This is a genomic window from Actinomadura sp. 7K534 (genome assembly GCF_004348575.1).
In the GTDB taxonomy this organism is placed as follows: Bacteria; Actinomycetota; Actinomycetes; order Streptosporangiales; family Streptosporangiaceae; genus Spirillospora; species Spirillospora livida.
Window position 1 is genome coordinate 52,193 of the sequence record NZ_SMKB01000004.1, and the last position, 25,358, is coordinate 77,550.

The 25,358-nt window shown below is 71.4% G+C and carries 24 protein-coding genes and 1 tRNA gene; 10 read left to right on the forward strand and 15 right to left on the reverse strand.

Annotation, left to right across the window (positions count from 1 at the left end; all coding sequences use genetic code 11):
* Positions 1–65: 65 nt before the first annotated feature.
* Positions 66–518 carry a nitroreductase family deazaflavin-dependent oxidoreductase gene (locus E1266_RS01795; protein ID WP_207945362.1) on the reverse strand — a complete coding sequence of 151 codons (453 nt, stop codon included), beginning with the start codon at positions 516–518 and terminating at the stop codon, positions 66–68.
* A 236-nt stretch (positions 519–754) separates the two neighbouring features.
* Between E1266_RS01795 and rfbB the strand changes: the two genes are divergently transcribed.
* Positions 755–1,762 (forward strand): dTDP-glucose 4,6-dehydratase, encoded by a 1,008-nt coding sequence (gene rfbB, locus E1266_RS01800; protein ID WP_132042986.1) that lies wholly within the window; start codon positions 755–757, stop codon positions 1,760–1,762.
* 111 nt (positions 1,763–1,873) lie between these two features.
* On the opposite strand, the gene E1266_RS01805 is transcribed toward rfbB, so the two are convergent.
* Positions 1,874–3,565 carry an AMP-binding protein gene (locus E1266_RS01805; RefSeq protein WP_132042988.1) on the reverse strand — a complete coding sequence of 564 codons (1,692 nt, stop codon included), beginning with the start codon at positions 3,563–3,565 and terminating at the stop codon, positions 1,874–1,876.
* A gap of 219 nt (positions 3,566–3,784) precedes the next feature.
* Positions 3,785–4,852: a glucose-1-phosphate thymidylyltransferase gene (locus tag E1266_RS01810; RefSeq protein ID WP_132042990.1), complete on the reverse strand. Its 1,068-nt coding sequence runs from the start codon at positions 4,850–4,852 to the stop codon at positions 3,785–3,787.
* A gap of 354 nt (positions 4,853–5,206) precedes the next feature.
* Here E1266_RS01810 and E1266_RS01815 point away from each other — a divergent pair, with 354 nt between their 5' ends.
* Positions 5,207–5,896, forward strand: coding sequence for a response regulator transcription factor (locus E1266_RS01815; protein WP_165965894.1), 690 nt, complete (start codon positions 5,207–5,209; stop codon positions 5,894–5,896).
* Positions 5,878–6,531, forward strand: a complete 654-nt coding sequence (gene rfbC, locus E1266_RS01820; protein ID WP_132042995.1) for a dTDP-4-dehydrorhamnose 3,5-epimerase — start codon at positions 5,878–5,880, stop codon at positions 6,529–6,531. Before E1266_RS01815 ends, rfbC begins: the two co-directional genes overlap by 19 nt.
* On the opposite strand, the gene E1266_RS01825 is transcribed toward rfbC, so the two are convergent.
* The 6 genes from E1266_RS01825 to E1266_RS01850 form a co-directional block, all read right to left on the reverse strand.
* A complete protein-coding gene (locus E1266_RS01825; RefSeq protein ID WP_132042997.1) occupies positions 6,500–7,345 on the reverse strand; it encodes a class I SAM-dependent methyltransferase in 846 nt (281 codons plus the stop codon). The genes rfbC and E1266_RS01825 overlap by 32 nt on opposite strands.
* 1 nt (position 7,346) lies before the next feature.
* Complete coding sequence (locus E1266_RS01830; protein ID WP_207945363.1) at positions 7,347–8,687, reverse strand: extracellular solute-binding protein; 1,341 nt, start codon at positions 8,685–8,687, stop codon at positions 7,347–7,349.
* 19 nt (positions 8,688–8,706) lie between these two features.
* Positions 8,707–9,684, reverse strand: a complete 978-nt coding sequence (locus E1266_RS01835) for an aldo/keto reductase (RefSeq protein WP_132043053.1) — start codon at positions 9,682–9,684, stop codon at positions 8,707–8,709.
* Between the two features lie 5 nt (positions 9,685–9,689).
* The gene (locus E1266_RS01840; protein WP_132042999.1) at positions 9,690–10,400 is read right to left on the reverse strand and encodes a class I SAM-dependent methyltransferase; all 711 of its coding nucleotides are present in this window, start codon (positions 10,398–10,400) and stop codon (positions 9,690–9,692) included.
* A 34-nt stretch (positions 10,401–10,434) separates the two neighbouring features.
* The gene (locus tag E1266_RS01845) at positions 10,435–11,607 is read right to left on the reverse strand and encodes a DegT/DnrJ/EryC1/StrS family aminotransferase (RefSeq protein ID WP_132043001.1); all 1,173 of its coding nucleotides are present in this window, start codon (positions 11,605–11,607) and stop codon (positions 10,435–10,437) included.
* Positions 11,608–11,780: 173 nt separating this feature from the next.
* Positions 11,781–12,203, reverse strand: coding sequence for a DoxX family protein (locus E1266_RS01850; protein WP_207945364.1), 423 nt, complete (start codon positions 12,201–12,203; stop codon positions 11,781–11,783).
* A 241-nt stretch (positions 12,204–12,444) separates the two neighbouring features.
* On the opposite strand from E1266_RS01850, the gene E1266_RS01855 reads away from it, so the two are divergent.
* Positions 12,445–13,776: an acyltransferase gene (locus tag E1266_RS01855; protein ID WP_165965895.1), complete on the forward strand. Its 1,332-nt coding sequence runs from the start codon at positions 12,445–12,447 to the stop codon at positions 13,774–13,776.
* A 116-nt stretch (positions 13,777–13,892) separates the two neighbouring features.
* On the forward strand, positions 13,893–14,657 hold the full coding sequence (locus E1266_RS01860; protein ID WP_132043007.1) for a TylF/MycF family methyltransferase: 765 nt from the start codon (positions 13,893–13,895) through the stop codon (positions 14,655–14,657).
* Between the two features lie 36 nt (positions 14,658–14,693).
* On the opposite strand, the gene E1266_RS01865 is transcribed toward E1266_RS01860, so the two are convergent.
* Positions 14,694–15,539 carry an alpha/beta hydrolase gene (locus E1266_RS01865; RefSeq protein WP_132043009.1) on the reverse strand — a complete coding sequence of 282 codons (846 nt, stop codon included), beginning with the start codon at positions 15,537–15,539 and terminating at the stop codon, positions 14,694–14,696.
* Complete coding sequence (locus E1266_RS01870; RefSeq protein WP_207945365.1) at positions 15,539–16,351, reverse strand: SDR family NAD(P)-dependent oxidoreductase; 813 nt, start codon at positions 16,349–16,351, stop codon at positions 15,539–15,541. The genes E1266_RS01865 and E1266_RS01870 overlap by 1 nt, the downstream gene beginning before the upstream one ends.
* Positions 16,352–16,548: 197 nt before the next feature.
* Between E1266_RS01870 and E1266_RS01875 the strand changes: the two genes are divergently transcribed.
* Positions 16,549–17,325: a tryptophan 2,3-dioxygenase family protein gene (locus E1266_RS01875; protein WP_243718177.1), complete on the forward strand. Its 777-nt coding sequence runs from the start codon at positions 16,549–16,551 to the stop codon at positions 17,323–17,325.
* A gap of 86 nt (positions 17,326–17,411) precedes the next feature.
* Here E1266_RS01875 and E1266_RS01880 read toward each other — a convergent pair whose 3' ends face one another.
* Positions 17,412–17,876 carry a peroxiredoxin gene (locus E1266_RS01880; protein ID WP_132043011.1) on the reverse strand — a complete coding sequence of 155 codons (465 nt, stop codon included), beginning with the start codon at positions 17,874–17,876 and terminating at the stop codon, positions 17,412–17,414.
* 219 nt (positions 17,877–18,095) lie between these two features.
* Between E1266_RS01880 and E1266_RS01885 the strand changes: the two genes are divergently transcribed.
* Together E1266_RS01885 and E1266_RS01890 are read left to right on the forward strand one after the other, a co-directional pair.
* Complete coding sequence (locus E1266_RS01885) at positions 18,096–19,277, forward strand: acyl-CoA dehydrogenase family protein (protein WP_207945366.1); 1,182 nt, start codon at positions 18,096–18,098, stop codon at positions 19,275–19,277.
* Between the two features lie 123 nt (positions 19,278–19,400).
* Entirely contained in the window at positions 19,401–20,993 is a 1,593-nt protein-coding gene (locus E1266_RS01890) for a GMC family oxidoreductase N-terminal domain-containing protein (RefSeq protein WP_132043013.1), read from the forward strand.
* 161 nt (positions 20,994–21,154) lie between these two features.
* Here the strand turns inward: E1266_RS01890 and E1266_RS01895 are convergent, their stop codons facing one another.
* Both E1266_RS01895 and E1266_RS01900 read right to left on the reverse strand, forming a co-directional pair.
* A complete protein-coding gene (locus tag E1266_RS01895) occupies positions 21,155–21,610 on the reverse strand; it encodes an SgcJ/EcaC family oxidoreductase (protein ID WP_132043015.1) in 456 nt (151 codons plus the stop codon).
* Positions 21,611–21,640: 30 nt separating this feature from the next.
* A complete protein-coding gene (locus tag E1266_RS01900; protein WP_132043017.1) occupies positions 21,641–22,117 on the reverse strand; it encodes an SgcJ/EcaC family oxidoreductase in 477 nt (158 codons plus the stop codon).
* Positions 22,118–22,361: 244 nt separating this feature from the next.
* Here E1266_RS01900 and E1266_RS01905 point away from each other — a divergent pair, with 244 nt between their 5' ends.
* Entirely contained in the window at positions 22,362–23,942 is a 1,581-nt protein-coding gene (locus tag E1266_RS01905) for a 4-hydroxyphenylacetate 3-hydroxylase N-terminal domain-containing protein (RefSeq protein ID WP_243718178.1), read from the forward strand.
* A gap of 45 nt (positions 23,943–23,987) precedes the next feature.
* On the opposite strand, the gene E1266_RS01910 is transcribed toward E1266_RS01905, so the two are convergent.
* Positions 23,988–24,061: transfer RNA gene (locus E1266_RS01910), tRNA-Leu, on the reverse strand.
* A 334-nt stretch (positions 24,062–24,395) separates the two neighbouring features.
* Here E1266_RS01910 and E1266_RS01915 point away from each other — a divergent pair.
* Positions 24,396–25,283 carry an AraC family transcriptional regulator gene (locus E1266_RS01915; protein WP_279436295.1) on the forward strand — a complete coding sequence of 296 codons (888 nt, stop codon included), beginning with the start codon at positions 24,396–24,398 and terminating at the stop codon, positions 25,281–25,283.
* Positions 25,284–25,358 lie beyond the last annotated feature (75 nt).

Genomic DNA, 25,358 nt, shown 5'->3' on the forward strand with positions numbered 1-25,358 from the left:
GGCGCCCCCGGCGGACGACCGTCCGCCCGGGGGCGTTCGCCGGGGCCCGCCGGCCGCCGTCCCGCCTAGGAGCGGGTCTCCACGATGCGGAAGGTCGGGTGGTCGGCCGCTTCGGGGATCTGGGCGAAGGTGCGGGCCACGGTGGGCCTGCTGCCGTACTCGCGCAGGTAGGCGTGCAGGATCGGCTGGCGGTCCTGCGGCGGGATCTCGACCGCGGTGAACGGCTGCGCCTGACCGCGCATCGTCAGGGTTCCCGCGCCGCCCGCGGCGCGCAGGTTCCGCACCCAGTGCGCCTCCCCGTAGGGCGTGACCAGGTAGCGCTCGCCCTGGAAGCGCAGGACCACCACGGGCACGGACCGGACCTTGCCGCTCGTGCGCCCGCGCACCGACAGCATGGCGATGTCGTCGCGGAAGATGCGCGGGGCGATACGGCTCACGATGGAGCGCAGCCACCAGGGCGGCCTGCGGTAGGTGATCGTCGCCGACGTGGCGGACGCCGGCTGGTGACTGGTTTCCACGCTTGCCTCCTTGAGATATCGGTCTCGCTGTTCAACGGTCACGCGGCACGCCGGGCCGTGCATCTCTCAAAATGGCGTTTCCGGCCGGCCGTGCTGGACGCATTCGTGGAGATGCGGCGCGTTTTTCCGGGCCCGCAAGATTGGGAGAGGCCGCCCGGCCAGGCCAGGTGCCGGAAAGTGAAGGAGATGTCGATGCGAGCGATTGGCGATTCCACGGTGGTCTGCGGGGCGGTCCGGTGAACATTCTCGTAACGGGCGGCGCGGGGTTTATCGGCTCGGAATTCGTGCGCGCCGGGCTGCGCGGCGAGCTGCCCGGCTCCGGGGACGACCGGATCACGGTCCTGGACGCGCTGACGTACTCGGGCAACCCGTCGAACCTCGCGCCCGTCGCGGACCGGCCCGGCTACCGGTTCGTGCACGGCGACATCTGCGATCCCGCCGTGGTCGACGAGACGGTGCGGGGGCACGAAGTGATCGTCCATTTCGCCGCGGAGACGCACGTCGACCGCTCGATCTCCGGGCCGGGGCGGTTCGTCCGGACCAACGTGCTGGGCACCCAGGTGCTCCTGGAGGCGGCGCTGCGGCACGGCGTGCGCCGGTTCGTGCACGTGTCGAGCGACGAGGTCTACGGATCCATCGACCAGGGGTCGTGGACGGAGGAGTCGCCGGTGGACCCCACGGCTCCCTACGCGGCCACCAAGGCGGGCTCCGACCTCATGGCGCTCTCGTTCCACCGCACGTTCGGCATGGACGTCGTCGTCACCCGCTGCACCAACAACTACGGGTGGTACCAGTTCCCCGAGAAGCTGATCCCGCTGTTCGTGACCAACCTGCTGGACGGGCTGCCGGTGCCGCTGTACGGCGACGGTGAGAACCGCCGCGACTGGCTGCACGTCTCCGACCACTGCCGCGCCATCCAGCTCGTCCTGCGGGAGGGACGGGCGGGGGAGGTCTACCACATCGGCGGCGGGGACGAGCTGAGCAACCGCGAGATCACCGGGCTGCTGCTGGACGCCTGCGGCGCCGGCTGGGACCGGGTGGAGCACGTCACCGACCGGCTGGGGCACGACCGGCGCTACTCGCTGGACGCCGCGAAGATCCGCGAAGAGCTGGGGTTCGTGCCGCGGATCGGCTTCGCGGAGGGCCTGCGCTCGGTCATCGAGTGGTACCGCGACAACCGGTCGTGGTGGGAGCCGCTGCGGACGCGCGCGATGCTCGCGAGCCGCGACGGCCTCGCCGCCTGACCCGGCACGGCCGGCCCGACACGGGCCCGACCCGGCCCCGGCACCGCGGAAGCCGGTGCGGGCCGGCGGGCCCGCGTCCGCCCACCGGCCCGCACCGCCTCCCGCCCCGGTTCAGGACACGGCCGGCGCGGTGAGCCGTTCGGCGTCCAGGCGCTGGGCGATGTCGGCGCGCAGCGCCTTCTTGTCGATCTTTCCGATGTTGGTGCTGGGCAGCTCGTCCACCACGACCAGCCGCTCGGGGACCTTGTACCGGGCCGCGCCGGCCCGCGTGATGACCTCCTCGACGTCCTCCAGCCGGACCAGCGCCCCGGGGCGGGGCACCACGTAGAGGCAGGCGCGCTCGCCCAGGACCGGGTCGGGCATCGCGACCAGCGCCGCCTGGCTGACCCCGTCCACCTGGTAGGCGAAGTTCTCGACCTCCTCGGCCGAGATCTTCTCGCCGCCGCGGTTGATGAGGTCCTTCTCCCGGCCCTCCACGACGAGGTATCCGTCCGGGCGGATCCGGACGACGTCCCCCGTGCGCAGCCAGCCGTCCGCGGTGAACGCCTCGGCGTTGTGCTCGGGGGCCCGGTAGTAGCCGCGGATCGTGCACGGGCCGCGGGTGAGCAGCTCGCCGGGCTCGCCGTCGGGGACCGGCTCGCCGTCCTCGCCGACCAGCAGGAGCTCGTCGCCCGCGCACATCGGCCGGCCCTGGGTGTGCCAGATGATGTCGGACGGGTCGCCGACCCGGGTGAGGCAGGCGCCGCCCTCGCCCATCCCGTACCCCTGCTGCAGGTTCCGGGTGAGCGCGGGCGCGATCCGCTCGGCCAGGCTGTCGGGCAGCCGGGCACCGCCGACCAGCATCAGCTCCACCGAGCTCAGGTCGCTGCCGGTGTCGACGAGGCGGTGCTCCAGCCAGCGCTGCGCGACCGCGGGGACCAGCGCGGTCGCCGTGACCCGTTCCCGCTCGATCGTCGCGAACGCGCGTTCCGGCGCGGGCGTGGCCTCCAGGACCACGCGGCCCCCGGCGACGAGGGCGGCCAGGGCGGTGCCCAGGGGGAGGCTGTGTCCCAGCGGCAGGAGGGTGAGGTAGACGCTGTCCGAGGTCAGCAGGCACACGTCGACGATGCTGCGGACATAGCAGCCGTAGTCCTCGTGGGTGCGGGCGATCAGCTTCGGCTGCCCCGTCGTCCCGCCCGACAGCAGCATCAGCGCGGCCGACAGCGGGTCCGGGGTGATCGCGTCGAGCGCGGCGCGGGCGCCCGCCGGGTCGTCCGCGGGACGCAGCAGCGCGCGCAGGTCCACGCTGCCCGTGCGGACGTCCTCGCCCGACACCAGCACCTGCTCGACGGTGGGCGCGCGGCTGGCGATCATCCGGGCCATGCCCTGGTGGTCGAAGCCGGCCAGGGTGTCGGGCACCGCGATCGCCCGCGCCTCGGCCCGCTCCACCAGGTGGTCCAGCTCGTGCCGGCGGTGCGCGGTCAGCGCCAGCACCGGGATCGCGCCGAGCCGCAGGCAGGCCGCGATGAGGACGATCAGTTCCCAGCCGTTGGGCAGCTGCACCAGGATCCGGTCGTCGGGCCGCAGCCCCAGCTCGCGCAGGCGCATCGCGGCGCCGTCGGCGCGCACCATCAGGTCCCGGTGGGTCAGCCGCACGTCCCCGTCGACCAGGGCGAGGGCGTCGGGAGTGCGGTCGGCGACGTCGAGCAGGTAGTCCGCGAGCGGCCGCCGCTCCCAGTGACCCGCCGCCCGGTACCGTTCGACCACATCCGCCGGATAGGGCACCATGCCCTCCCGGCTCGGCGTAATAGGAATTGTCGTCATGGCCTTCCTCCCTGCACCGCGGTGGTCCGGAACGGGAACCAGAAACGTCGGCTCCGGTTCTTGCGTCGATCGTAGGAAGGGCACACTCGAAGAGTTTCTTCCGAATTGCTGAATTGTTCGTTCCCGCGGCGGCGCATTGACTTTATGGCCCTTATGCCGTCCCGGGTTTCGTGGTTCGTCCGCCCGGGGCTCCGGGTCGCGATCGCGGCGGAGCCGGCTTTACGCGGCGATCTCGGTGCGGGTGTCGTCGCCGACGATGAGGCGGTGCAGCTCCCGGTCGTCGCGGCTGCGGCCGATCGTGGCGCCGCGGCCGACCAGGGACGACCGCAGCCCGCTGACGTGGGAGATCGAGGCGCCGTCCAGGACGACCGAGTCCAGCAGCCGGGTGGACTTGACCAGGCAGTCCCGGCCGATGGCCGAGCCCGGCCCGACATGGCTGTCCTCGATCACCGAGCCGGCGCCGACGAGGGCGGGCGCGTCGATCCGGGACCGGACCACGCGGGCGCCCCGCTCCACCACCACGTCCTCGGCCACCGTGCTCGCCGGGTCGACCTCGCCCGCGACGCTCCCGGTCTGCCGGGCGAGCATCCAGCGGTTGCAGTCCAGCACGTCCTCGATCCGCCCGATGTCCTTCCAGTAGCCCGCGTACTCGGTGGCGCCGACCGGCTCGCCCCGGTCGACCAGCCACTGGACGGCGTCGGTGATCTCCAGTTCGCCGCGCGGGCTGGGGGCGACGGCCGCCACCGCGGCATGGATCGCGGCGGTGAAGAAGTAGACGCCGATCATGGCGAGGTCGCTGCGCGGCTCCCGCGGCTTCTCGGTCAGCCGCAGCACCCGGCCGGTCCCGTCCAGCTCGGCGACCCCGAACGCGGTCGGGTCGGCCACCCGCTTGAGGACGAGCTGGGCGGCCGGACGCTCGGCGCGGAACCGCGCCGCGCAATCGGCGATCCCCTCTGGGAGCATGTTGTCGCCGAGGTACATGACGAAGTCGTCCCCGCCCAGGAAGTGCCGGGCGATCCGCACGCAGTCGGCCAGGCCGCTCGGCCGGTCCTGCGGCAGGTAGGTGATCCGCGCGCCGAACCGGGCGCCGTCCCCGATGGCCCGGGGGACGGCGCGGTCGCCGGCGCCGACGATGAGCCCGATCTCGGTGATGCCCAGCCCGCGGACGTTGTCCAGTACGTGTTCCAGGACGGGCCGGTTGAGCACCGGCACGAGCTGCTTCGGCGTGGAGTGGGTGAGGGGGCGCAGGCGGGAGCCCGTCCCCCCGGATAAGATCAGTGCCTTCATGGTTCGCATCTCCTGCCCGCGGCTGACACCCCATGATGACGACGCGGATACGCGGGGATCTTCTTTTCCCGTGCGCATGCGCCGGGTCCGGGATGCGCGGGTCCGGTGTGATCACCTATCGTCGTCGCGCGGCTACCGGACCGCCGCCGGCATGATCAAGGGGGCGCGTCCGCCCTACGCCTTTCGATACCGGGTGCTCCCCCCTCCGGGCGGCCTTCTTGTCAGCGCCTAATAGCGCTCTTATGTTGCTCATGGGTCGTTCGGGTAGAAACCGGGCGATCGTTTGATGCGCGACCCCTTCTGGGTGGAAGGAAATCAGGGGGCATGGGGCAGCAAATAGCCATTAGGAAGCCTGTGGAGACATTTCAGGTGGCGCTGGTCGTGCGCAACGAGTGTGTGCGTCGCGGGCTGGCGGTGATGCTGAGGTCGCTCCGGGCGGTGCACGACGTGCGGGTGTGGAACCACATCTCGCCGGTCGCGCCGGTGCCGCCCGACGACGGGTTCGACATCCTCGTCCTGCGGTTCGGCGACCTCCCGTCCGGTGCCCTGGCGAGCCTCGCCGCGGACGCCTGGCACCGCGGCAAGAAGGTACTGATCCTGCTCGACCGCGAGCACGACAAGATGATCGACGTGGTCACCTCCATTCCCAGCAACGGCTTCCTCGTCCAGGACGACCTCACCTCCGCCTCGCTGAGCGCCGCCATCGACCGGGTCACCCTCGGGGACACCCCGATGCCGCCCGTGCTCGCCAACCACCTGCTGGCCAGGGCGCGGCAGGACACCTGGGACAGGCCGCTGACAGGGCGCAACCTCACCCCCAGGGAGCGCCAGGTCCTGGTCCTGCTCGTCAAGGGGCTCAGCAACCAGCAGATCGCCCGCCAGCTGCTCATCTCGCGGCACGGGGTGAAGCGCCTCGTCTCCAACATCCTGGCCAAGCTCAACTGCCCCAACCGGACGCAGGCCGTCGCGGTCGCCCTCACCGACGGCCTGGTCTCCGCGGAGGTCCAGGAGGCTCAGGGGAACGTGTGGACGCCCGTGAGCTAGCGGTGAAGGGCGTCCTGGAGTTCTCGCCGACGGTCTTCCGGGACGATCGAGGCCTCCTCGTCTCCCACTACCAGGAGGAGGCCCTCATGATGGCGCGCGGCCGGCCGCTGTTCCCGGTCGCGCAGACGCTGCACACCGAGTCGCGCCGCGGCGTGGTGCGCGGTGTGCATTACACCGCGACACCACCGGGCGCCGCCAAGTACGTCTACTGCTCCCGAGGAGAGGCGCTCGACATCCTGGTGGACATCAGGGTCGGTTCCCCCACGTTCGGGCGAACCGTTGCCACACGGCTCGACCAGCGCGACTTCCGGGCGCTGTACATACCCGTCGGGGTCGGCCACGCGTTCGTCGCGCTCCGCGACGGCACCGTGATGAACTACCTGCTGTCCGCGTCCTACGCGCCCGCGAACGAACTGGCCCTGTCGCCACTGGACCCCGAGCTCCGGCTGCCCCTGCCCGACCTGTCCCTGCCCGACCTGTCCGGGCCGAACGGTTCCGGCCCCGTGCTGTCGGCACGGGACCGCGCGGCCCCCACCCTGTCGCGGGCGGGGGCCGAGGGCCTGCTCCCGTCCTATGACCGCTGCGTGGAGATCGACGCCGAGCTCAGCGAGCGGGCTTGCGCGCGGCCACGATGATGTACCCGATCTGGTCCTTCCGGGGGACGAAGAAGCTCCGGTAGCCGTCCGCGTACTCGCGGACCGCCGAATCGCCGAACCGCTCGGCGATCTCCGCCCGCCGCCGCATCGCCGTCGTGACGTACTTGGTCTTCATGCCGAAGACGCGGGGGCCGCACTGCGTGTACTCCTCGACCTGGAAGCCCGCCGCGCGGACCCGTTCCAGCCACTCGGGGACGGTGGGCAGCGCCCCCAGCCGCAGGCCGGTCTTGAAGGTCTCGATCCGGTCCGGCTCGCGCGCCGACTCCAGGCTGAAGTCCGACAGCGCCACCCGCCCGCCGGGCCGCAGCACCCGGTGGAACTCGCGCAGCGCCTTGTCGAGGTCGTCGCCGTTGAGCAGGGACTCCAGCGCCAGGATCGCGTCGAAGGAGCCGTCCGGGTAGGGGATCGCGGTGTAGTCGCCGTAGCGGAAGTGCGCCCGGTCGGCGACGCCGGCCGCCTCCGCCCGGCTGGTGGCCTTGGCGACCTCGAAGGCGCTCAGCGTGATGCCCGTGACGTGGACCCCGAGATCGCGGGCCAGGCGGACCGCGGTCTCGCCGGGCCCGCATCCGGCGTCCAGCACGCGCTCCCCGGGACGCAGCCCCAGCGTGCCGGTCACCTTGTGGCTGATCCGCTGGACTGCCTCCTCCAGCGGCGCGTCGTCCTCGTCGCCGTACCAGTACCACATGTGTAACTGGCCGTCGCGGAGTTCGTCCCCGATAGGGGAGACCTCGTCGTAGTGGCGGCCGATCTCGGCGGGCGCGAGCCGGTCCTCCCGCGTGGGCTGCGTGGCCATGTCAGTACACCTCCAGGCGGGTGGGCGTGCGCGGATCCGGCGGCAGGCACGCCGCGTTGTGCGCGTCGAGCAGCCGCTGCGCCTCGGCGGTCGCCCGCGCGAACCGCTCCCGCGGGTCGGCGCCGTCCAGCACGTCGTCCATGGCGCGGGTCATCGCGTACTGGATCCCGGCGAAGTCGCCGGCCAGCGTCCCCGCGGTGGCGGGGGTGCGGGCCGAGGCGGCGAGCGCCTCGCCGGGAACCCGCTGGTGGGGGTGCCGGTCGAACCAGCCCTCGCGCTCCAGCAGGTCCCGGGCCTCGCGGGTGACGGGCAGGAATCCCACGGCCCGGTGCCATTCGGCCGCGTTCCGCGCGTTGACCAGGAACTGGGAGAAGGCGAGCGCGCCCTCGCGGCGCGCCTCGTCCAGGCCGTCCGCCAGCCACAGCCCGTGCCCGGAGATGACGTTGCCCGCGCGGGCGACGGCCTCGTTGTGCGGCATCGCCGCCGCGCACACCTCGAAGCCCGCCTCCTCGCCGGCGAGGACGAAGTCGTGCGTCAGCTTGGACGAGCTGAGCGTGAACGCCACCTCCTGGGAGGCGAACGCCCCGAAGCCGTCCGGCCAGTCCTCGCAGCGCCGGTAGAGGCCCTTGTCGCTGAGCCGCCGCCACCACTCGGCCCAGGCGAGCACCTCCGCGGAGGCGAGGTCGACCGTCTCGGCCCGGCCGCCGTGGCCGTTGTCGCGGTCGGTGAGGACACCGCCCTGCAGGGCCACCGCCTGCTGGAACAGCCAGCCGTGGTTCGGCCAGGTGACGCCGTGCGCCGGACCGGTGTCCAGCGCGGTGACCGCCTCGCACGCCGCTTCCAGCTCGCCCCAGGTCCGCGGCACCGGGACGCCGGCGGCGTCCAGCATCGTCTTGTTGCACAGCAGCACGGTCGTCGTCACGGTCACCGGGAGGCACAGCAGTTCGCCGCGGTGGCTGAAGAAGTCGCGCGCCACCGGTTCGACGGCGTCCACGACCACCGGCTCGCCGAGGATCTCCGCCCGGTCGCCGATGGCCGGGCCGATCGGCGTGAAGTACGGCTGCCCCTCGGGCGTCAGGGTGTCCAGGGCCAGCTGCGCCGCGGTGGCGTAGTACTCGGCGAGATGCGGCGGCTCGCCCTGCGCCACCGCGTCCGCGACGGCCTCGGCGATCTCCCGGTAGTCCATCCCGCGCAGCACCACCCGGTAGCCGGGATGGGCCTTGGTGAAGGCGTCCGCCACCCGCCGCATCGGCTCCAGGAACGTCTCCCCGTAGTAGTTCGGGAAGGGATGCTCCGCGAGCCACACATGGATGTCGATCGGCTCGTCGTCCTGTCCGTCCACGGTCCTCACTCCGTTCTGCTCAGCTCACGGGAATGCCGGCGGCCTCCCGGCGCGGGTGGAAAACGGCTTCGAGCCGGTCGCACGTGCCGGCGGGGAGCGGCGTCTCCATCGCGCGCACCGCGCTCTCCAGGTGGGCGGCGGTGCGCGGCCCGATCACCGCGGCGGTCAGCGACGGCCGGGACAGCACCCACGCCAGCGCCACCGCGGCGGGGTCCAGGCCGAGGCCGGCGCAGAGCTCCTCGTAGTCGGCGACGACCTGGCGGTGCTCCTGCAGCGCCACCATGGCCCGGCCCTGCGCGCTCTTCACGGCCGTGCCGTCGGCCAGCTTGCGCAGGGCGCCGCCGAGCAGCCCGCCGTGCAGGGGCGACCAGGCCACCACCCCGACGCCGTAGGCCCGCGCCGCGGGGATCACCTCCCGCTCCACGTCCCGCGTGAACAGGTTGTAGTTGCACTGCTCGGCGACGATGCCCAGGAAGTTGCGGCGCGCGGCGGTCTCCTGCGCCGCGGCGATGTTCCAGCCCGCGAAGTTCGACGAGCCCACGTAGCGGATCTTGCCCTGCGCGACCAGGGTCTCCATGGCCTGCCAGACCTCGTCCCAGGGCGCCGTGGGATCCACGTTGTGCATGTGCAGGACGTCGATCCAGTCCGTGCGCAGCCGCCGCAGCGACGCCTCGCAGGAGGCGATGATGTGCCGCGCCGACAAGCCGCTGTCGTTCGCCCAGTCGCTCATGGGGTTGCACACCTTGGTGCCCAGCACGACCTTGTCGCGGCGCTGGTCGCCCCCGGCGAACCAGTCCCCGATGATCTCCTCGGTCAGGCCGCGGCGGACCTGCCAGCCGTAGTGGTTGGCGGTGTCGAAGTAGTTGATCCCGTGGTCGAGGGCCAGGTCCATCAGGCGCGCGGCGTCCTCCAGCGAGGTGCGCACCCCGAGGTTGAGCGTGCCCAGGCACAGCCTGCTGACCCGCAGCGCCGTGCGGCCCAGCCGCTCGTACCGCATCGCCGTCACTTCCGGATCCCGACGAACAGGCCGCGCCCGGTCAGGCCGCCCTCGATGAACTCGGTGAGGCACGACGCGGCCTCGAACGCCGCCAGGTACTCGGCCCTGGTGAAGAGGGTGAGCTCGTGGAGGTGCGCGAGTTCGCTGATCCCGTCGGGGCCCGCCACCAGGTAGCGCGAGTCCAGCAGGGTGCGGCGCCCCTCGCGCCTGGTGTGCGAGACGCGGGCCACCACGCGGTCGTCCGCCGACCCGGCGTCCGCGGTGACGTACCCGTCGATGAACCGCTCGGGGAACCACCACGGCTCGATCACCAGCACCCCGCCGGGCCGCAGGTGGCGGGCCATCGACCCGATCGCGGCGCGCAGCTCGGCGACGGTCGTCATGTAGCCGATCGAGTTGAACAGGCACGTCACCGCGTCGAAGACCCCGTCCAGCCGGAAGTCGCGCATGTCGCCCCGGTGGACGGGCACCCCGGGGAGCCGGCGCGCGGCCACCTCCCGCATCGGCTCGGCGAGCTCCACGCCCTCGACGTGGCCGAGGTGCCGGGCGAACACCTCCAGATGGGCGCCGGTGCCGCAGGCCACGTCCAGCAGGCGGTCCGCCTCCGGCGCCCGCTCGCGGACCACCGCGAGGATCCGCTCGGCCTCGGCCGTCCAGTCCTTTCCGCGCACCTGGTAAACGAGTTCGTAGACGTCGGCGAAGTCGGCTGTGTACACGGCGGGGACCTCCGGTCTCGGCGGTGCGCGGTCGCTAGGCGGTGGTCGCGGAGGGCGGCGGCGGGAGGCGGCCCGAACGCCGCCGCACCGAACTGCGCACCGCGGCGATCGTCACCTCGACGTCGCCGTCCGACAGCCCCTGGTGCAGCGGCAGGCACAGGGTGCGGGCGGCCGCCGCCTCCGCGCCGGGCAGCCGGGCGTCCGAGCCGTACGCCTTCACCAGGTGCAGGGCGGGATAGCGGAACGTGGTGTAGACGCCGTCGGCGTACAGGTCGCGGGCCAGGGCGTCGCGGACGGCCTCGTCCACCTGCACCCAGTACAGGTAGAAGGACGAGGTGTGGCCGTCGGGGAGCGGCGGCGGCGTCTGCATGCCGGCCAGCCCCGCCAGCTCGCGGTCGTAGGCGGCGGCGATCTCGGCCCGCCGCTCCAGGAACCCGCCGAGGCGGCGCAGCTGCACCAGGCCGAGCGCGGCCTGCAGGTCGTTCATGATCGAGCGCCGGGAGAAGGACGTGACCTCGATGTCCCACCAGCGGGTGTCCGCGACCTTGGCGCTCGTGTAGCCGCTGAACCTCTCCAGGCCCAGGTAGGTGTGCTTCCGGGCGGTGGCCACCAGCTCCGGGTCGCGCGCCGACAGCATCGCGCCGTCGGCGGTCACCACGATCTTCTGGCTGTCGAAGCTCCACACCCCGATGTCCCCGATGACGCCGCACGGGTCGTCGCCCGCCCGCGACGCCACCGAGCATGCGGCGTCCTCGACCAGCGGGACGCCCCGGTCGCGGCACAGCTCGGCGATCTCCAGCACCGACCCGGGACGGCCGCCGTAGTGCAGGACGATCACGGCGCGGGTGCGCGGGCCCAGGGCGGCGGCCACATGGTCGGCGGTGGGGTTCAGGGTCCGGGGATCGACGTCGCAGAACACCGGCCGCGCCCCCTGCGCGGCGATCGCGTTGGCGGCGCCCACGAAACTGATGCTGGGCAGGACCACCTCGTCACCGGGGCCGACACCCAGTAACTCCATGGCCTGGAACAATGCCTCGGTACACGAATTGACCGTGACGACACGGTCGGCGGGGACGCCCAGATGTTCGGCGAAAGCCCGCTCGAACTCCGCGACTCGCGGCCCCTTACCGAGCCAGGCGCCGTCGAGGACCTCGGCCACCGCGCCGAGTTCCTCCGCGCCGAGCGTCGGCTGAAACACATTGATCATCGTTCCTCCGCCTAGCGGTGGCGCCGTCATTTCCGAATCCTCGTGCGTGGCCGAAGCGGAGGCACCTTCTGCATTGCTCAGGCGGGCGCGGGAAACCGGCGGTGTCCCGTCGGTATTTCGCGGATGCCGCGGTCGGGCACCCCGGCGTCCGGCTGGTGCGGGACGGGCCCGGCCTAGTCGCCTTTCCCGCGGACGCGGTCCAGCAGCGCCACCGTCTTCGGCCAGCGGCCCCAGGCGGCCAGCACGCAGAAGGCCAGCACCGCCAGCGGCATCCAGGGGGCGTCCCCGAGGACGGCGATGGTGGTGATCGTCGCGCAGGTCATCAGGATGGACAGGCACAGCGCGGCCAGCCCCGACAGCACGGGGATCAGCAGGCCCACGGCACCGGCCACCTCCAGCGTGCCGGTCAGGTAGCGGAACCACTGACCCGCACCGATGTCGGCGAACATGTCCACCATCGCCTGGTCGCCGAACAGCTTGGCCGAACCGGCGGCCAGGAATTGCAGCGCCAGCAGGACCTGCAGCACCCAGAGCGCGATGCTCCGGCCACGGCTTTCGGTCTCCGGGCGTCGGGAAGTGCTCGTCGCATCAGCCATCGTCGTCTCCTCTGGTGAGGTGCTGGGCACGACAGTAAGTACGTATCCCACCGAGGTCATCTTCGCAATTGCGCTATCCGGCTCCGGCCGCCATCGCCGCACGGTGGAAGATGCGGCGGCACCTGCACGAAAGGAGGCTTGGACGATCGGTGCGACCTGGCGCCTCGAGTGATGGAGGGCAGTGAGAAGAATGCAAAACGGAACAACAAGCGGCCAGGTCGGTGCACGACCGAAACCCGACATGATGCTGTCGCTCAACGGGGGCCGGGCGCTCGCGGCGTTCCTGGTCTTCGGCGGGCACTTCCTGGCGATGCAGTTCGCCACCCCGGTGGGGGCCGCTGAGATCTACGCCCCCGACCAGGAGGGGCGGGCGGCATCGGACACCTTCCTCTACGAGTCGTTCACGGCGTTCGTGCCGGTGCCGATCAACTACTTCTTCATCCTGAGCGGCTTCGTGCTGGCCTACATCTACAAGCCCGGCACGTCCACGCTCTCCTTCTACCTGAAGCGCATCGGCAAGGTGTACCCGGTGTACTTCGTCGTCACCGCGGCGGCGTTCCTGCTGTGGGGATGGCTGGGCGACATGTGGACGGACTGGAAGATCGTGCTCGCGCACACCTTCCTGCTCCAGGGCTGGACGCCGCACCAGGACGTGCTGATGGGGCTCAACCCGGCCATGTGGACGCTGAGCAACGAGGTCTTCCTCTACCTGCTCTTCCCCGGCCTGATGATGATGCTCATGCACTTCACCAAGCGCGGCCTGCAGATCATGGCGGGCGCGTGCGTCGTGCTCTCGTTCCTCCTGCCGTACCTGGCGAGCAAGACCTTCACCGTCAAGCACCCGACCATGCAGGCCCCGCTGGAGGGCTTCGACAACGCCTTCATCTACTGGTTCACGCTGATGTTCCCGCCCATCCGGCTCTTCCAGTTCGTGCTGGGCATGTGCCTGGCGCTGCTGATGCTCAGGGGCATGAAGCACATCCCCAGCGTGCCGGTGGCGTTCGTCATCTTCGCGGTGGGCCTGACGCTCACCAACCTGTTCCTGCCGATCGAGGCCCGCGACCTCAGCGGCATGATGATCCCGATCGCGATCCTGATCCTGGCCATGGCCAAGGCGGACCAGGAGGGCAAGTGGTCGCCCTTCCGGACACGCCCGCTGGTGTTCCTCGGCGGGATCTCCTACTCCTTCTACGCGGTCCACATCCTGTTCATCCTGTTCACCATGGTGCTGGTCCCGAGGACGGACGGGGCCTGGGACTACCCGCGCATCTGGCTGGCCGATCTCGGGGTGATCAGCGATCCGACGGTCGGCCTGCCCGGCTGGGCCAACTTCCTGCTCTTCGCGGCCTACTTCGCCGTGATCACGCTCACCGCGTGGCTGCTGGCCAAGCTCGTCGAGCAGCCGATCAGCAACATCGCGCGCAAGTACGCCAAGCGCATCCCGGACCCGCCGGAGTCGCCGCTGGCCGCCCGGCGCCCGGTCGCCGCGGCGAACGGCGCCGGTGACCCGGCGCTGGTCCCCGCCGGCGAGCCGAACGGCGCCTCGCCGGACAAGGCCGCGCCGCTGGTCTGAGCCCGGCCCGATCCGATCCGATCCGACAGCAGAATCGAGCGAGGGCGTCTCTCCACCGCGCTACGGCCGCGACACCGGAGCGGCGCCCTCGCCCCCTTCACCACCGGGCGGGAACGATGGACAGCCAGAGCGACGGGGCCGCCGGCCTCTACGTGGACCTGCTGAAGAAGATCCTCGTCAACGTCATCTATGAGGACCCGCCCCTGCCGAACCCCGTCTTCACCAGGACGGAGTTCAGCCGGGGAGCGCGCGAGCGCGGCCACGACTGGCCCAGCGTCGCGCACACGATGGTCGGGATGGCCCGGCTGGACAACGTCCAGATGTGCCTGGAGACCGTGCTCGCCGAGGACGTGCCCGGCGACTTCATCGAGACCGGCGCGTGGCGCGGCGGGGTGTGCATACTGGCGCGCGGCATCTTCAAGGCGCACGGAGCCGACCGCAACGTCTGGGTGGCGGACTCGTTCGAGGGCATTCCGCCCGTGGCGGACGGCGGCCACCCCGACGACGTCCGCCTGGCCATGCACGAGCACAACGGGGTGCTCGCCGTCGACGAGGCGACCGTCAAGGACAACTTCGCCCGGTACGGCCTGCTGGACGACCAGGTGAAGTTCCTGGCGGGGTTGTTCCGCGACACCCTGCCGACCGCGCCGATCGAGCGGCTCGCGGTGCTGCGGCTCGACGGCGACCTCTACGAGTCCACCACCGACGCGCTCGGCGCCCTCTACCCGAAGCTCTCCCCGGGAGGCTTCGTCATCGTGGACGACTACCTGCTGCCCGGCTGCCGGGACGCCGTGGACGACTTCCGCCGAACGCACGGCATCGAGGGCGACGAGCTCCGGCAGATCGACCGGTTCAGCGTGTACTGGCGCCGCGGCCGGTGACCCGCCATGAACCCCGGCCGGTGACCCGGCCGGGGTTCACGGCAGCCGCATGAGGTCCAGGGTCGCCCTGCCCAGCGGACCGGACGGGTCGCCGAGGCCCAGCGCGAGGTCGAAGTGGTCGCGGCCGCCGACGACGAGGTCGGTGACGGCCGTGCCCGTCCGCTCCAGCGAGCGGACGTAGCGTTCCTGCTGGTCCGCGAACGCCTCGGTCTCCGCGCCGCCGCGCGCGACGACCAGCGGCGGCAGTTCCCGGTGCGGCCGCCCGATCGGGCTGTTGCGCGCGGACTCGGCGGGGGTCAGCCCGATCGCCGCGCCGATGTAGGTGCGGCGCAGCGGTTCGAGGTCGTAGAGCCCGCTGAGCAGGGTGGCCCCGCGCACCACGTCCCGGATGCGCGTGCCGGGCCCCGGCCGTCCGTCCTCCAGGAACATGGCCACCAGGTGCGCCCCGGCCGAGCTGCCGCTCAGGAAGACGCGCCCGGGGTCGACGCCCAGGGCGCGGGCGTTGCGGTGGATCCACAGCAGGCCCCGGCGGACCATCGCGACGATCTCGTCCAGGCGGTACGCGGGCGCGAGCCCGTACCCGAGCGCGGCGAAGGCGGCGCCCCGCGAGACGAAGTCGGGGGCGGCGAAGCAGGAGTCCTCCTTGCTGGACTCCTGCCAGTACCCGCCGTGCACGAACACCTGCAGCGGCGCGGCCGAGCCGGCGGCGGGGAAGAACAGCAGCCGTTCCGCGGGGTCCGGGCCGTAGGCGTGCTCGACCCAGGGCAGCATCGCGCGGGCGTCCTCGGACCGCCGCGCGTACTCGCTCACGTACCAGTCCATGTCGGGGACGAAGCGGCTGGGCGTGTAGAGCAAATCCCGCAGCCCCATGGCGGTCGCCATCAGTCGGCCCGGACGGGTTCGGCGGCCCTCGCTCCGGTCACCAGCCCCGGATGGACGCCGAGCCCCAGCGAGGCGTCGAGCACGGCGCCGTGCAGGGCGCGGGCCCCGTCCCCGCACACCCACCACGCCAGCTCGGCGATCTCCTCCGGCTGGAGCAGCCGCCCCTTGGGCAGCCCGGCCTCCAGGTCGCGGCGCTCCTCCGGGCCGAGGGCGGCCAGCGTGCTGGCCTCCAGCATGCTCGTCTCCACCGCGCCGGGGCACACCGCGAACACCTCGACCGGGGCGTGCGACAGCTGCGCCGCGAGGTGCCGGGTGAGGTAGGCCAGGGCGGCCTTGCTCATCCCGTCGGCCACGTGGAAGCCGGGGAACTGGGCGATGCCCCCGCCGACGCTCGCGATGTTCACGATCTTGCCGTAGCCGCGCTCCAGCATCGCCGGCAGCAGCTCCCGGATGAGCCAGAGCGGTCCGACGCTGTTCACCCGCAGGAACGCCTCGTCGTGCCGGTGCACGGCGTCGGGGGCGTAGCGCTCCACCGTCTTGGTGCCGACCGCGGCGTTGTTGACCAGGACGTCGACCGGTCCCGGCAGCGAGGCCAGCAGCCGCTGGTGGCTCTGCCAGTCGCCCTGCTCGAACTCGAACGCCAGCGGGGGGTGGCCGGTCCCGCCGGCCAGTTCGGCGAGCAGGCCCTCGGCGCGGTCCCGGCCGTGGTTGTAGGTGAACCACACCCGGTCTCCCGCGCGGGCGAAGCGCCGCACGGCGGCCCGGCCGATTCCGCTGGAACCGCCGGTGACGAGCACGTTCCGTGGCTGCACGGTAATTCTCCCATCATTGTCGGTGCCACTCTGCTGCCACCGGCGGCGGGCCCGCCACTCGCTGCTTGCTGCATTTCGGCCGAAATACGCGATCGTTCCTTTCAAAGTGCCCAATCGCCGACCGCATCTTCTCTTATGGCCCCGCTTCGGGAATCGTGAGAAGGAACCGAGCGAACGGAATGGTGATCGTGGACGAGATGGCGGTATCGGACTACCACTCCTATCTGGCACTGGACGAACTCCTGGCGCTGCAGCAGCCGCGTTCCGACGAACATGACGAGCTCCTGTTCGTCGTGGCGCACCAGGTCCACGAGCTGTGGTTCAAGCTGCTGCGGCACGAACTCGACCATCTTCAGAAGCAGTTCGTCGAGGGCGCCGCCACGGGCGCGATCCACACGCTGCGGCGCGCGGTGGGCATCCTGCGCGCCCTGACCGCGCCCACCGAGGTCTTCGAGACGCTCACCCCGCGCCAGTTCAACAGCTTCCGGCACAAGCTCGGCGGCAGCGGCGCGCAGTCCGCGCAGTTCCGGCAGATCGAGGCGGTCCTCGGCCGCCGGGACCCGCGCATGTTCGAGACCTTCCAGCTCGGCGGCCGGGAGCGGACCCGGATCGAGGCCGACCTGCGCCGGCCGACGGTCTACGACGCGCTGCTGCGGTTCCTGGGGACGCAGGGCTACGAGGTGCCGCGGCACCTGCTGGAACGGGACGTGACCCGGCCGCTGGAGCCCTCGCCCGAACTGCAGGAGGTGCTGCTGCAGGTCTACCTGGACGACACCCTCGCCGCGCAGGTCTGCGACCGGCTGATCGAGATCGACCAGGGGGTGCAGGAATGGCGGTACCGGCACGTGGCGCTGGCCGCGCGCATCATCGGCGACAAGCCGGGGACCGGCGGTACCTCCGGGGCGCCCTACCTGCGGACCACCCTGTTCCACCAGCTGTACCCCGACCTGTGGGCCGTGCGCAGCCGGCTGTGACGGCGCCCGCCGCGGCGGGCCGGGGAACGGACGAGGCGCCGGGGCGGCGACAGCCGGCCCGGCGCCTCACCCGTCCCGGAGCCCGGTCAGAGCGCCGCGTGAGCCTTCCGGTACTCCGCCAGGTCACGGGCCTCGGGGATGCCCTTGACGACCGACCACCGCACCACACCGGCCTTGTCGATGAGGAAGGTGCCGCGGACGGCCACGCCCCGCTCCTCGTCGAAGACGCCGTAGTCCTGCGCCACCTTCCCGTGCGGCCAGAAGTCGGCGAGCAGCGGGAACTTGTAGCCCTGCTGGTCGGCCCACGCGCGGTGGGCGAACATCGAGTCGACCGACACCGTGAGCACCTGCGGGTCGCCGTCTGGCCCGGCCAGCGCCGCCGGGTCGTCCCGCAGCGCGCACAGCTCGCCCTCGCAGATGCCGCTGAACGCGAGCGGATAGAACACGAGCAGCACGTTCTTGAGGCCCCGGAAGTCCGACAGCCGCACGGGTGTGCCGTCCTGGTCCGGCAGGGTGAAATCCGGTGCCTCGTCTCCGACCTGTACTGCCATCGGCCCGTCCTTTCCTGGGGGTGCGGTGGACACCTGTCGATGGTGGCCCGGAACGGCCCGGCCGGCATCTCCGGCATTGCCGAATTTCGCCGTAAGAAAATCGCCGAGCTTCGCAACGGTGGAGATGCCCCGGGAAAGCGCGAAGCACAGGATGCCCTTTAAAGGGATTTTTCGAGACCGCGGCTCACCACGTCTCGAAGACTTCGACAGGAGGACCTGGTGACCACGATTCAACGGCTCTCCCATGCGGAAATCGTCGAGCGCGCGGCGGGCCTGGTGCCGCTGCTGCGCAAGCACGCCGGCTGGGCGGACGAGAACCGCCGCCTGCACGACGAGGTGATCGAGGCGCTGGCCGACGCCGGAGTGTTCCGGCTGCGCGTCCCGGCCCGCTACGGCGGCTTCGAGGCCGGCACCCGCACCGCGGTCGACGTGGCGGTCGAGCTCGGCCGCGGCGACGGGGCGGTCGGCTGGACCACCTCGGTCTGGCAGATCCCCGGCTGGATGGTCGGCCTGTTCCCGGACGAGGTCCAGGACGAGGTCTACGCCACCCCGGACGTGCGGGTGTGCGGCACGCTGAGCCCCAGCGCCATGGCGACCCCCCGTCCCGGCGGCTACACGCTGACCGGCCGCTGGGGGTTCATGAGCGGCGCGCTGCACAGCCACTGGCAGGTGGCCATCGCCCTGGTGGAGCGGCCGGGCGGGGAGATGGAACCGGTCCTGGCGCTGGTCCCGATGGCCGACCTGGAGATCGTGGACGACTGGCACACCACCGGGCTGCGCGGCTCCGGCAGCGTGACCACGGTGGCCGAGGACGTCTTCGTCCCGGAGGCGCGGGTGCTGCCGATGATGGCGCTGATGACGCAGCAGTCGGCGTCGGTGCGCAACGCCGACGTCGCCATGTACAAGGTGCCGGTGGCCGCCGTCGCCTCGGCGTGCTCGGTCGGCAACGTGGTCGGCATGGCGCGCGGCGCCTGGGACTGCTTCTTCGAGCGGCTGCCGGACCGGAAGATCACCTACACCGGCTACGCCAGCCAGCGGGAGGCCGCGATCACCCACCTGCAGGTGGCCGAGGCCAGGGTCACGATCGACGAGGCGGAGTTCCACGCGCGCCGGATCGCCGACTTCGTCGACGCCAAGGCCGCCGAGGCCGCGCCGTGGACCGACCGGGAGCGCGCCGAGGCGCGCCTGGCGATGGGCGCGACCTGCAAGCGGGCCCTGGAGGCGGTGGACGTCCTCTACGGCGCCAGCGGCGGCTCGTCCATCTTCGCCGACGTCGCCATCCAGCGGAGCTGGCGCGATCTGCACGCGCTGACCCAGCACGCGCTCAACACGCCGCACATCCTCTACGAGATCTACGGCCGGGTCGAGTGCGGGCTGGAGCCCAACACGCAGTTCTTCTAACCCACCGGCAGCCGACCGCGAGCGGGCCGCCGCCGGGGCCCGGTGACCTCTCCGGGTCTCCGGCGGCGGCCCGCTCGCCCTATCCAGGCAAGGCACCATCCAGGCAAGACAGAGAAGGTGGAGATGTACGACTACGTGATCGTCGGTGCGGGATCGGCGGGCTGCGTGCTCGCCGCGCGGCTGAGCGAGGATCCCGCCGTCCGGGTCTGCCTGGTCGAGGCGGGCCCGGTCGACAGCCATCCGAACATCCACATCCCGGCCATGTTCGCCAGGCTCTTCCGCACCCAGGTCGACTGGGACTACGACACCCACGACGAGCGGTTCCTGAACCGCCGCCGCGTCTTCCTGCCGCGCGGCCGGGTGCTGGGCGGCACCAGCTCGATGAACGCGATGGCCTACGCGCGCGGCAACCCGCTGGACTACGACTCCTGGAACCAGCCGGGCTGGAGCTACGCCGAGCTGCTGCCCTACTTCAAGCGGTCGGAGGACAACGAGCGGGGCGAGTCGCCGTACCACGGCGCGGGCGGCCCGCTCGCCGTGTCGGAGAACCGCTCCAAGAACCCCAGCACGGCGGCGTTCATCCAGGCCGCCGTGGAGCTGGGCTACTCCGCCAACGACGACTTCAACGGCCCCGTCCAGGACGGGTTCGGCTTCTACCAGGTCACCCAGCGGGACGGGCGGCGGTGCAGTACGGCGGCCGCGTTCCTGCACCCGGTGCTGGACCGTCCCAACCTCACGGTGGAGACCGACCTGCAGGTGCACCGGGTCCTCATCGAGGGCGGCCGTGCCGTCGGCGTGGCCGGCGGCCGGGCCGGGGCGGAGGTCACCCTGCACGCGGAGCGGGAGGTCATCGTCTCGGGCGGGGTGTACAACTCGCCGCAGCTGCTCATGCTGTCGGGCGTCGGCCCGGCGGACGTGCTCGGCAAGCTGGGCATCCCCGTCGCGCTGGACCTGCCCGAGGTCGGGCAGAACCTGCAGGACCACGCGCTGGTGCCGCTGATCTACACCCACTCGCAGCCGGTCAGCCTGCTGGTCGCCGGCGCGCCGGAGAACCAGCGGCTGTTCGCCGAGGAGGGCCGCGGGCCGCTGACCTCCAACGGGCCCGAGGCGGGCGGGTTCGTCCGCACGGACCCCGCGCTGCCGGCGCCCGACCTGCAGTTCTTCGCGGCTCCGGGGATGCTCGCCGACAGCGGGCTGGCCCCGCCGACCGCCCACGCGATCTCCTTCGGCCCGGCCGTGGCCACGCCGCGCAGCCGCGGCTTCGTGGCGCTGGCCTCGCCGGACCCGACGGCCAAGCCCCGGATCGTGCACGACTACTACGCCGATCCGGCCGACATGGACCTCGCCGTCGCGGGGATCCGGATCGCGATGGAGGTGGGGCGGCAGCCGGCGATGCGGCTCTACAACGAGGGGGCGTTCCGGGCACCGGAGAACGACTCGGACGCCGAGCTGCGCGAGTACGCCCGCCGCTACACCCAGTCCATCTTCCACCCGACCAGCACCTGCGCGATGGGGACGGTCGTGGACGCCGAGCTGCGGGTGCGGGGGATCGACGGCCTGCGGGTCGCCGACGTCTCCGTGATGCCGGAGGTCGGCCGCGGCATCCCGAACGCCTCCGCGATCGTCATCGCCGAGAAGGCGGCCGACCTGGTGCGCGGGATCCCGGCCCCGCCCGCCGAGGTGCCCGCCGCCGTCGGTGACGCCGCCATGGCCTGACCTCCCCGCTCCCACCGAGACGTGGGCCGCTCCGTCACCGACGGAGCGGCCCACGTTTCTCGTCGCGCTGGGATGACCGGGCAGAACCGGGATGACCGGGCGGAAAACGACGGTGCGCGGCGGTGCCCCGGCACCACCGCGCATCCGCGATCTAGGGTGGGTCAGCCCCCGATGGGGCTGGTCTGGTGGGAGACGATGTGCCAGTCGCCGTCGCGCTTGGCGACCACGTACACGGAGCGGACCGCGTGCCCGGCGGGGACCTCGGCGTCCCCCGCCTTGACGATGCCGCCCTCCATGATCGCGACCGCGACCGAGTCGTTCAGCAGCTTGACCTCCAGGGGCTTCTCGGAGAGCTTGGAGCCCTTGAATCCACCGGCGAAGGCCTTCGACATGTAGTCGCGGATGCCATCCTTGTCGGTCAGCTGCTCGTCGCCCACGAGCATGCTGCCGTTCTCGACGAACAGGTCGGCGAAGGCGTCGGCGTCGTTGGCGTCCCACGCGCCCCGCAGGCGCAGCGGGGCGGTGAGCACGGCGCCCTCCTCGCCGTTGGCGAAGTCACCGTAGAGGCTCGCCCATTCCTTGGCGCCCTCGACGAGCGCGGCGGCGTCTTTAGACATGACAGCTCCCTTGGATCGTTGTGGTCCGCGTTACCAGCGGAGGGTCGCGCCCTCACCGCGCGGGCTGTTCTGGTAGCTGGCCAGGTACCACTGGCCGTCGTCCTTCTTGACGACGACCCAGGTGGAGCGCACCGCCAGCTCGGGGGCGATCTCGGTCTGGCCGGGGGCGAGGATCCCGCCGTGGGTGCGCAGCAGCGCCACGTCGTCGCCGACGAAACGGACGTCCACCGGGCGCCCGGTCACGCCGGTGCCCTTGAAGGGGCCGGCGTACGCGGCGGCCATGAAGGCGTTGATCTCCTCGCGGCCCCGCTTGTAGACGTCGCCGGGCAGGATCAGCACGCCGTCCTCGGTGAACGCGTCGGCGACGCCCTGGGCGTCGTTGCGCGCCCAGGCGGCCACGAGGCGCAGCGGCACGCTCAGGGCCTCCTTCTCCCGGGGCGAGGTGAACGGACCGTAGTAGGCGTCCAAGTCGCTCTTGGCCGCGGTCTGTTCGGCGGTCGTGGTCATTTCGGCGGTCCTTTCTCTGTGACACCGAATGACGGACGGCCCGGATGACCAGGCCTATCGTCGTCATTTCTATTTTTCCTTATTCGCGCACCGCTGCATCTTCCCGATTGCGGGCGCCGCCGCCCGGCGTCCGCCGATAAGTGCGCACGCCAGAAGAGGAGACACCGGCCCGGCCATGTCACAATCGAGGCCCAGGCGCAATTCTGGCCACAGCGGTACCTTTCCGAGTGGAGGATTCGGTCCGGTGACGAACGTGCACGACGTAACGACCGAGGTGGACCCGCAACGGCCACAGACCCGTCCGCTGACCGGCCAGGAGTACATCGAGTCCTTGCGGGACGGCAGGGAGATCTATATCTACGGCGAGCGCGTGAAAGACGTGACCGCGCATGCCGCTTTTCGCAATCCCGTCCGTATGACGGCGCGCCTTTATGACGCACTGCACGAGGGGGAGCACCGCGATGTGCTCACCTGCCCGACCGACACCGGCGGCGACGGATACACGCACCGCTTCTTCACCACCGCGCGCAGCGCCGAGGACCTGGTCGCCCACCAGCGGGCGATCGCGGCGTGGGCGCGGCTGAGCTACGGCTGGATGGGGCGGTCTCCCGACTACAAGGCGTCCTTCCTCGGCACGCTCGGCGCCAACGCCGAGTACTACGAGCCGTTCGCCGACAACGCGCGACGCTGGTACCGGGAGTCGCAGGAGAAGGTGCTCTACTGGAACCACGCCATCGTGCATCCCCCGGTGGACCGCAAGCTGCGCGCCGACCAGGTCGAGGACGTCTTCGTCCACGTGGAGCGGGAGACCGACGCCGGCGTCGTGGTGAGCGGCGCCAAGGTGGTCGCGACCGCGTCGGCGCTGACGCACTACAACTTCATCGCGCACTACGGGCTGCCGATCAAGGACCGCCGGTTCGCACTCGTCGCGACCGTGCCGATGGACGCGCCGGGCATGAAGCTGATCTGCCGGCCGTCCTATGCCGCCACCGCCGCGGTGATGGGGAGCCCGTTCGACTACCCGCTCTCGTCCCGCATGGACGAGAACGACACGGTGCTGGTGCTGGACAAGGTCTTCATCCCCTGGGAGAACGTGTTCATCTACGGGGACCTCGGCAAGGTGCAGCTCTTCACCGGCCGCTCCGGTTTCCCGGAGAGGTTCACCTTCCACGGCTGCACCCGCCTCGCGGTCAAGCTGGAGTTCATCGCGGGGCTGCTGGCCAAGGCCCTGGACATCACCGGCACCAAGGACTTCCGCGGGGTGCAGTCCCGGCTCGGTGAGGTGCTGGCCTGGCGCAACCTGTTCTGGGCCTTCTCGGACGCCGCGGCGCGCAACCCCGTCGAATGGAAGAACGGGGCGGTGCTGCCCAACCCGCAGTACGGCCTGGCCTACCGGTGGTTCATGCAGGTCGGCTACCCGAGGGTCAAGGAGATCGTCGAGCAGGACGTGGCCAGCGGGCTCATCTACCTCAATTCCAGCGCCGAGGATTTCCGGAACCCGGACGTGCGCCCCTACCTGGACAAGTACCTGCGCGGCTCCAACGGCGCCGACGCGGTGCAGCGGGTCAAGGTGATGAAGCTGCTCTGGGACGCGGTGGGCACCGAGTTCGGCGGACGCCACGAGCTCTACGAGCGCAACTACGCCGGCAACCACGAGGACACCAGGGTGGCGCTCGTGTCGGCGCAGACGGCGGGCGGCGAACTGGCGGACTTCGAGGCGTTCGCCGACGCCTGCCTCGACGAGTACGACCTGGACGGCTGGACCGTCCCCGACCTGGAGTCCTTCGGCGACCTGCGCGCCGCCAGGAAGCTGCTGAACGACTGACGCCCCGCACCGGGCCCGGCCGGACCGGGCCCGGTGCGGGGCCGGTGCCTCCGGTCGGATTCGAACCGACAGTTCAACCCTTTTAAGGGGCTTGCCTCTGCCAGTTGGGCTACGGAGGCCGGTAGGTGTCGCGCAATGGCTCCGTGTCGCTATGGAACCACTCCATAAATGATGCAACGCGCCGTCCGTATTGTGCATCTCCTGTTGTGCTGGCGGCGCCGGCGGGTCCACACCGCACTTTGGAAGAATGTCTCCGGAAGTGCTGTCCTATTATTTGACTTCCGCGGCAAAGGCAACCCCGCCCATGTGGCTAGGGTCCCCCCTGCCCAAGTGGCTACCCCCGGGCATGGCCAATGTGCTACGTCGACCGGGTCTTGGCGCGTTAAAGGTCCTCGGTGAGCCTGAAAGAGGTTGTTCCGGCAACGCTGGGCGTGAACTCTGGAGGGCGGGCACGTGCGCGAGGACGAGCGGGTAGTCGAAAGGGTCATCCAAACCCTTCACGAGAATTACGGGGAGCCGATCACGATCGACGACATGGCACGGACGGCCATGTACAGCAAGTTCCACTTCACACGCATATTCCAGCGTGTCACGGGGCTGACCCCCGGCCGCTTCCTGTCGGCCGTGCGGCTGGAGAAGGCCAAGCAGCTGCTGGCCGCGACGCAGCTGATGGTGACCGACATCAGCCACCTGGTCGGCTACTCCAGCGTCGGAACGTTCAGCTCCCGGTTCACCTACAACGTCGGTATGTCCCCGACCCTGTACCGCCGCTTCGGCGGCTTCCTGCCTTGGTCCGCTCTCGACTCCCGCCCGGCCCTCGCCGAGGTCGGCCGTGCCTCCTCGGGACGGGCCGTCCCGGGCCGGAGCCGCACCGTCATCCGCGGCAACCTGTCGTACACCGAGCCGGGCTGGGACGGCCCGGCGTTCATCGGTTTATTCGGCGAGCTCGTGCCCCGCGGCCAGCCGGTGGCCTGGTCCGTGGTCGACGGGCCGGGGCCGTACACGATCGAGGACGTGCCGGAGGGCGTGTGGCACCTGATGGCGTGCGCCCAGCACCACGACCAGGGGCGGGCCGGGGCGCACGGCGGCCCCGCGAACGGGGTCGGCCGTTCCGCGCACCGCGGCGGCCACGCCATGTTCGTCGAGGTGCGGTCGTGGCCACCGCACCACCAGGGGCTCTCAGTGGCCGCTGAGGGCCCGATCGTGGTCCGGCCGGGGCTGGGCCGCCTGGCCGACGTCCGGATGCGTCCCATGACGCTCCTGGACCCGCCCATCCTGCCGGCGCTGCCCGACATGCGTCCCGGGGCGCTGCTGGCGCAGGGCTTCAGGCCGGCGGGCTGACCGTCGCGAAAGGCCCGGCGCGAGAACTCGCGCCGGGCCTTTCGCATGCCGGTCCGGGCCCGCCCGCGGCGGACC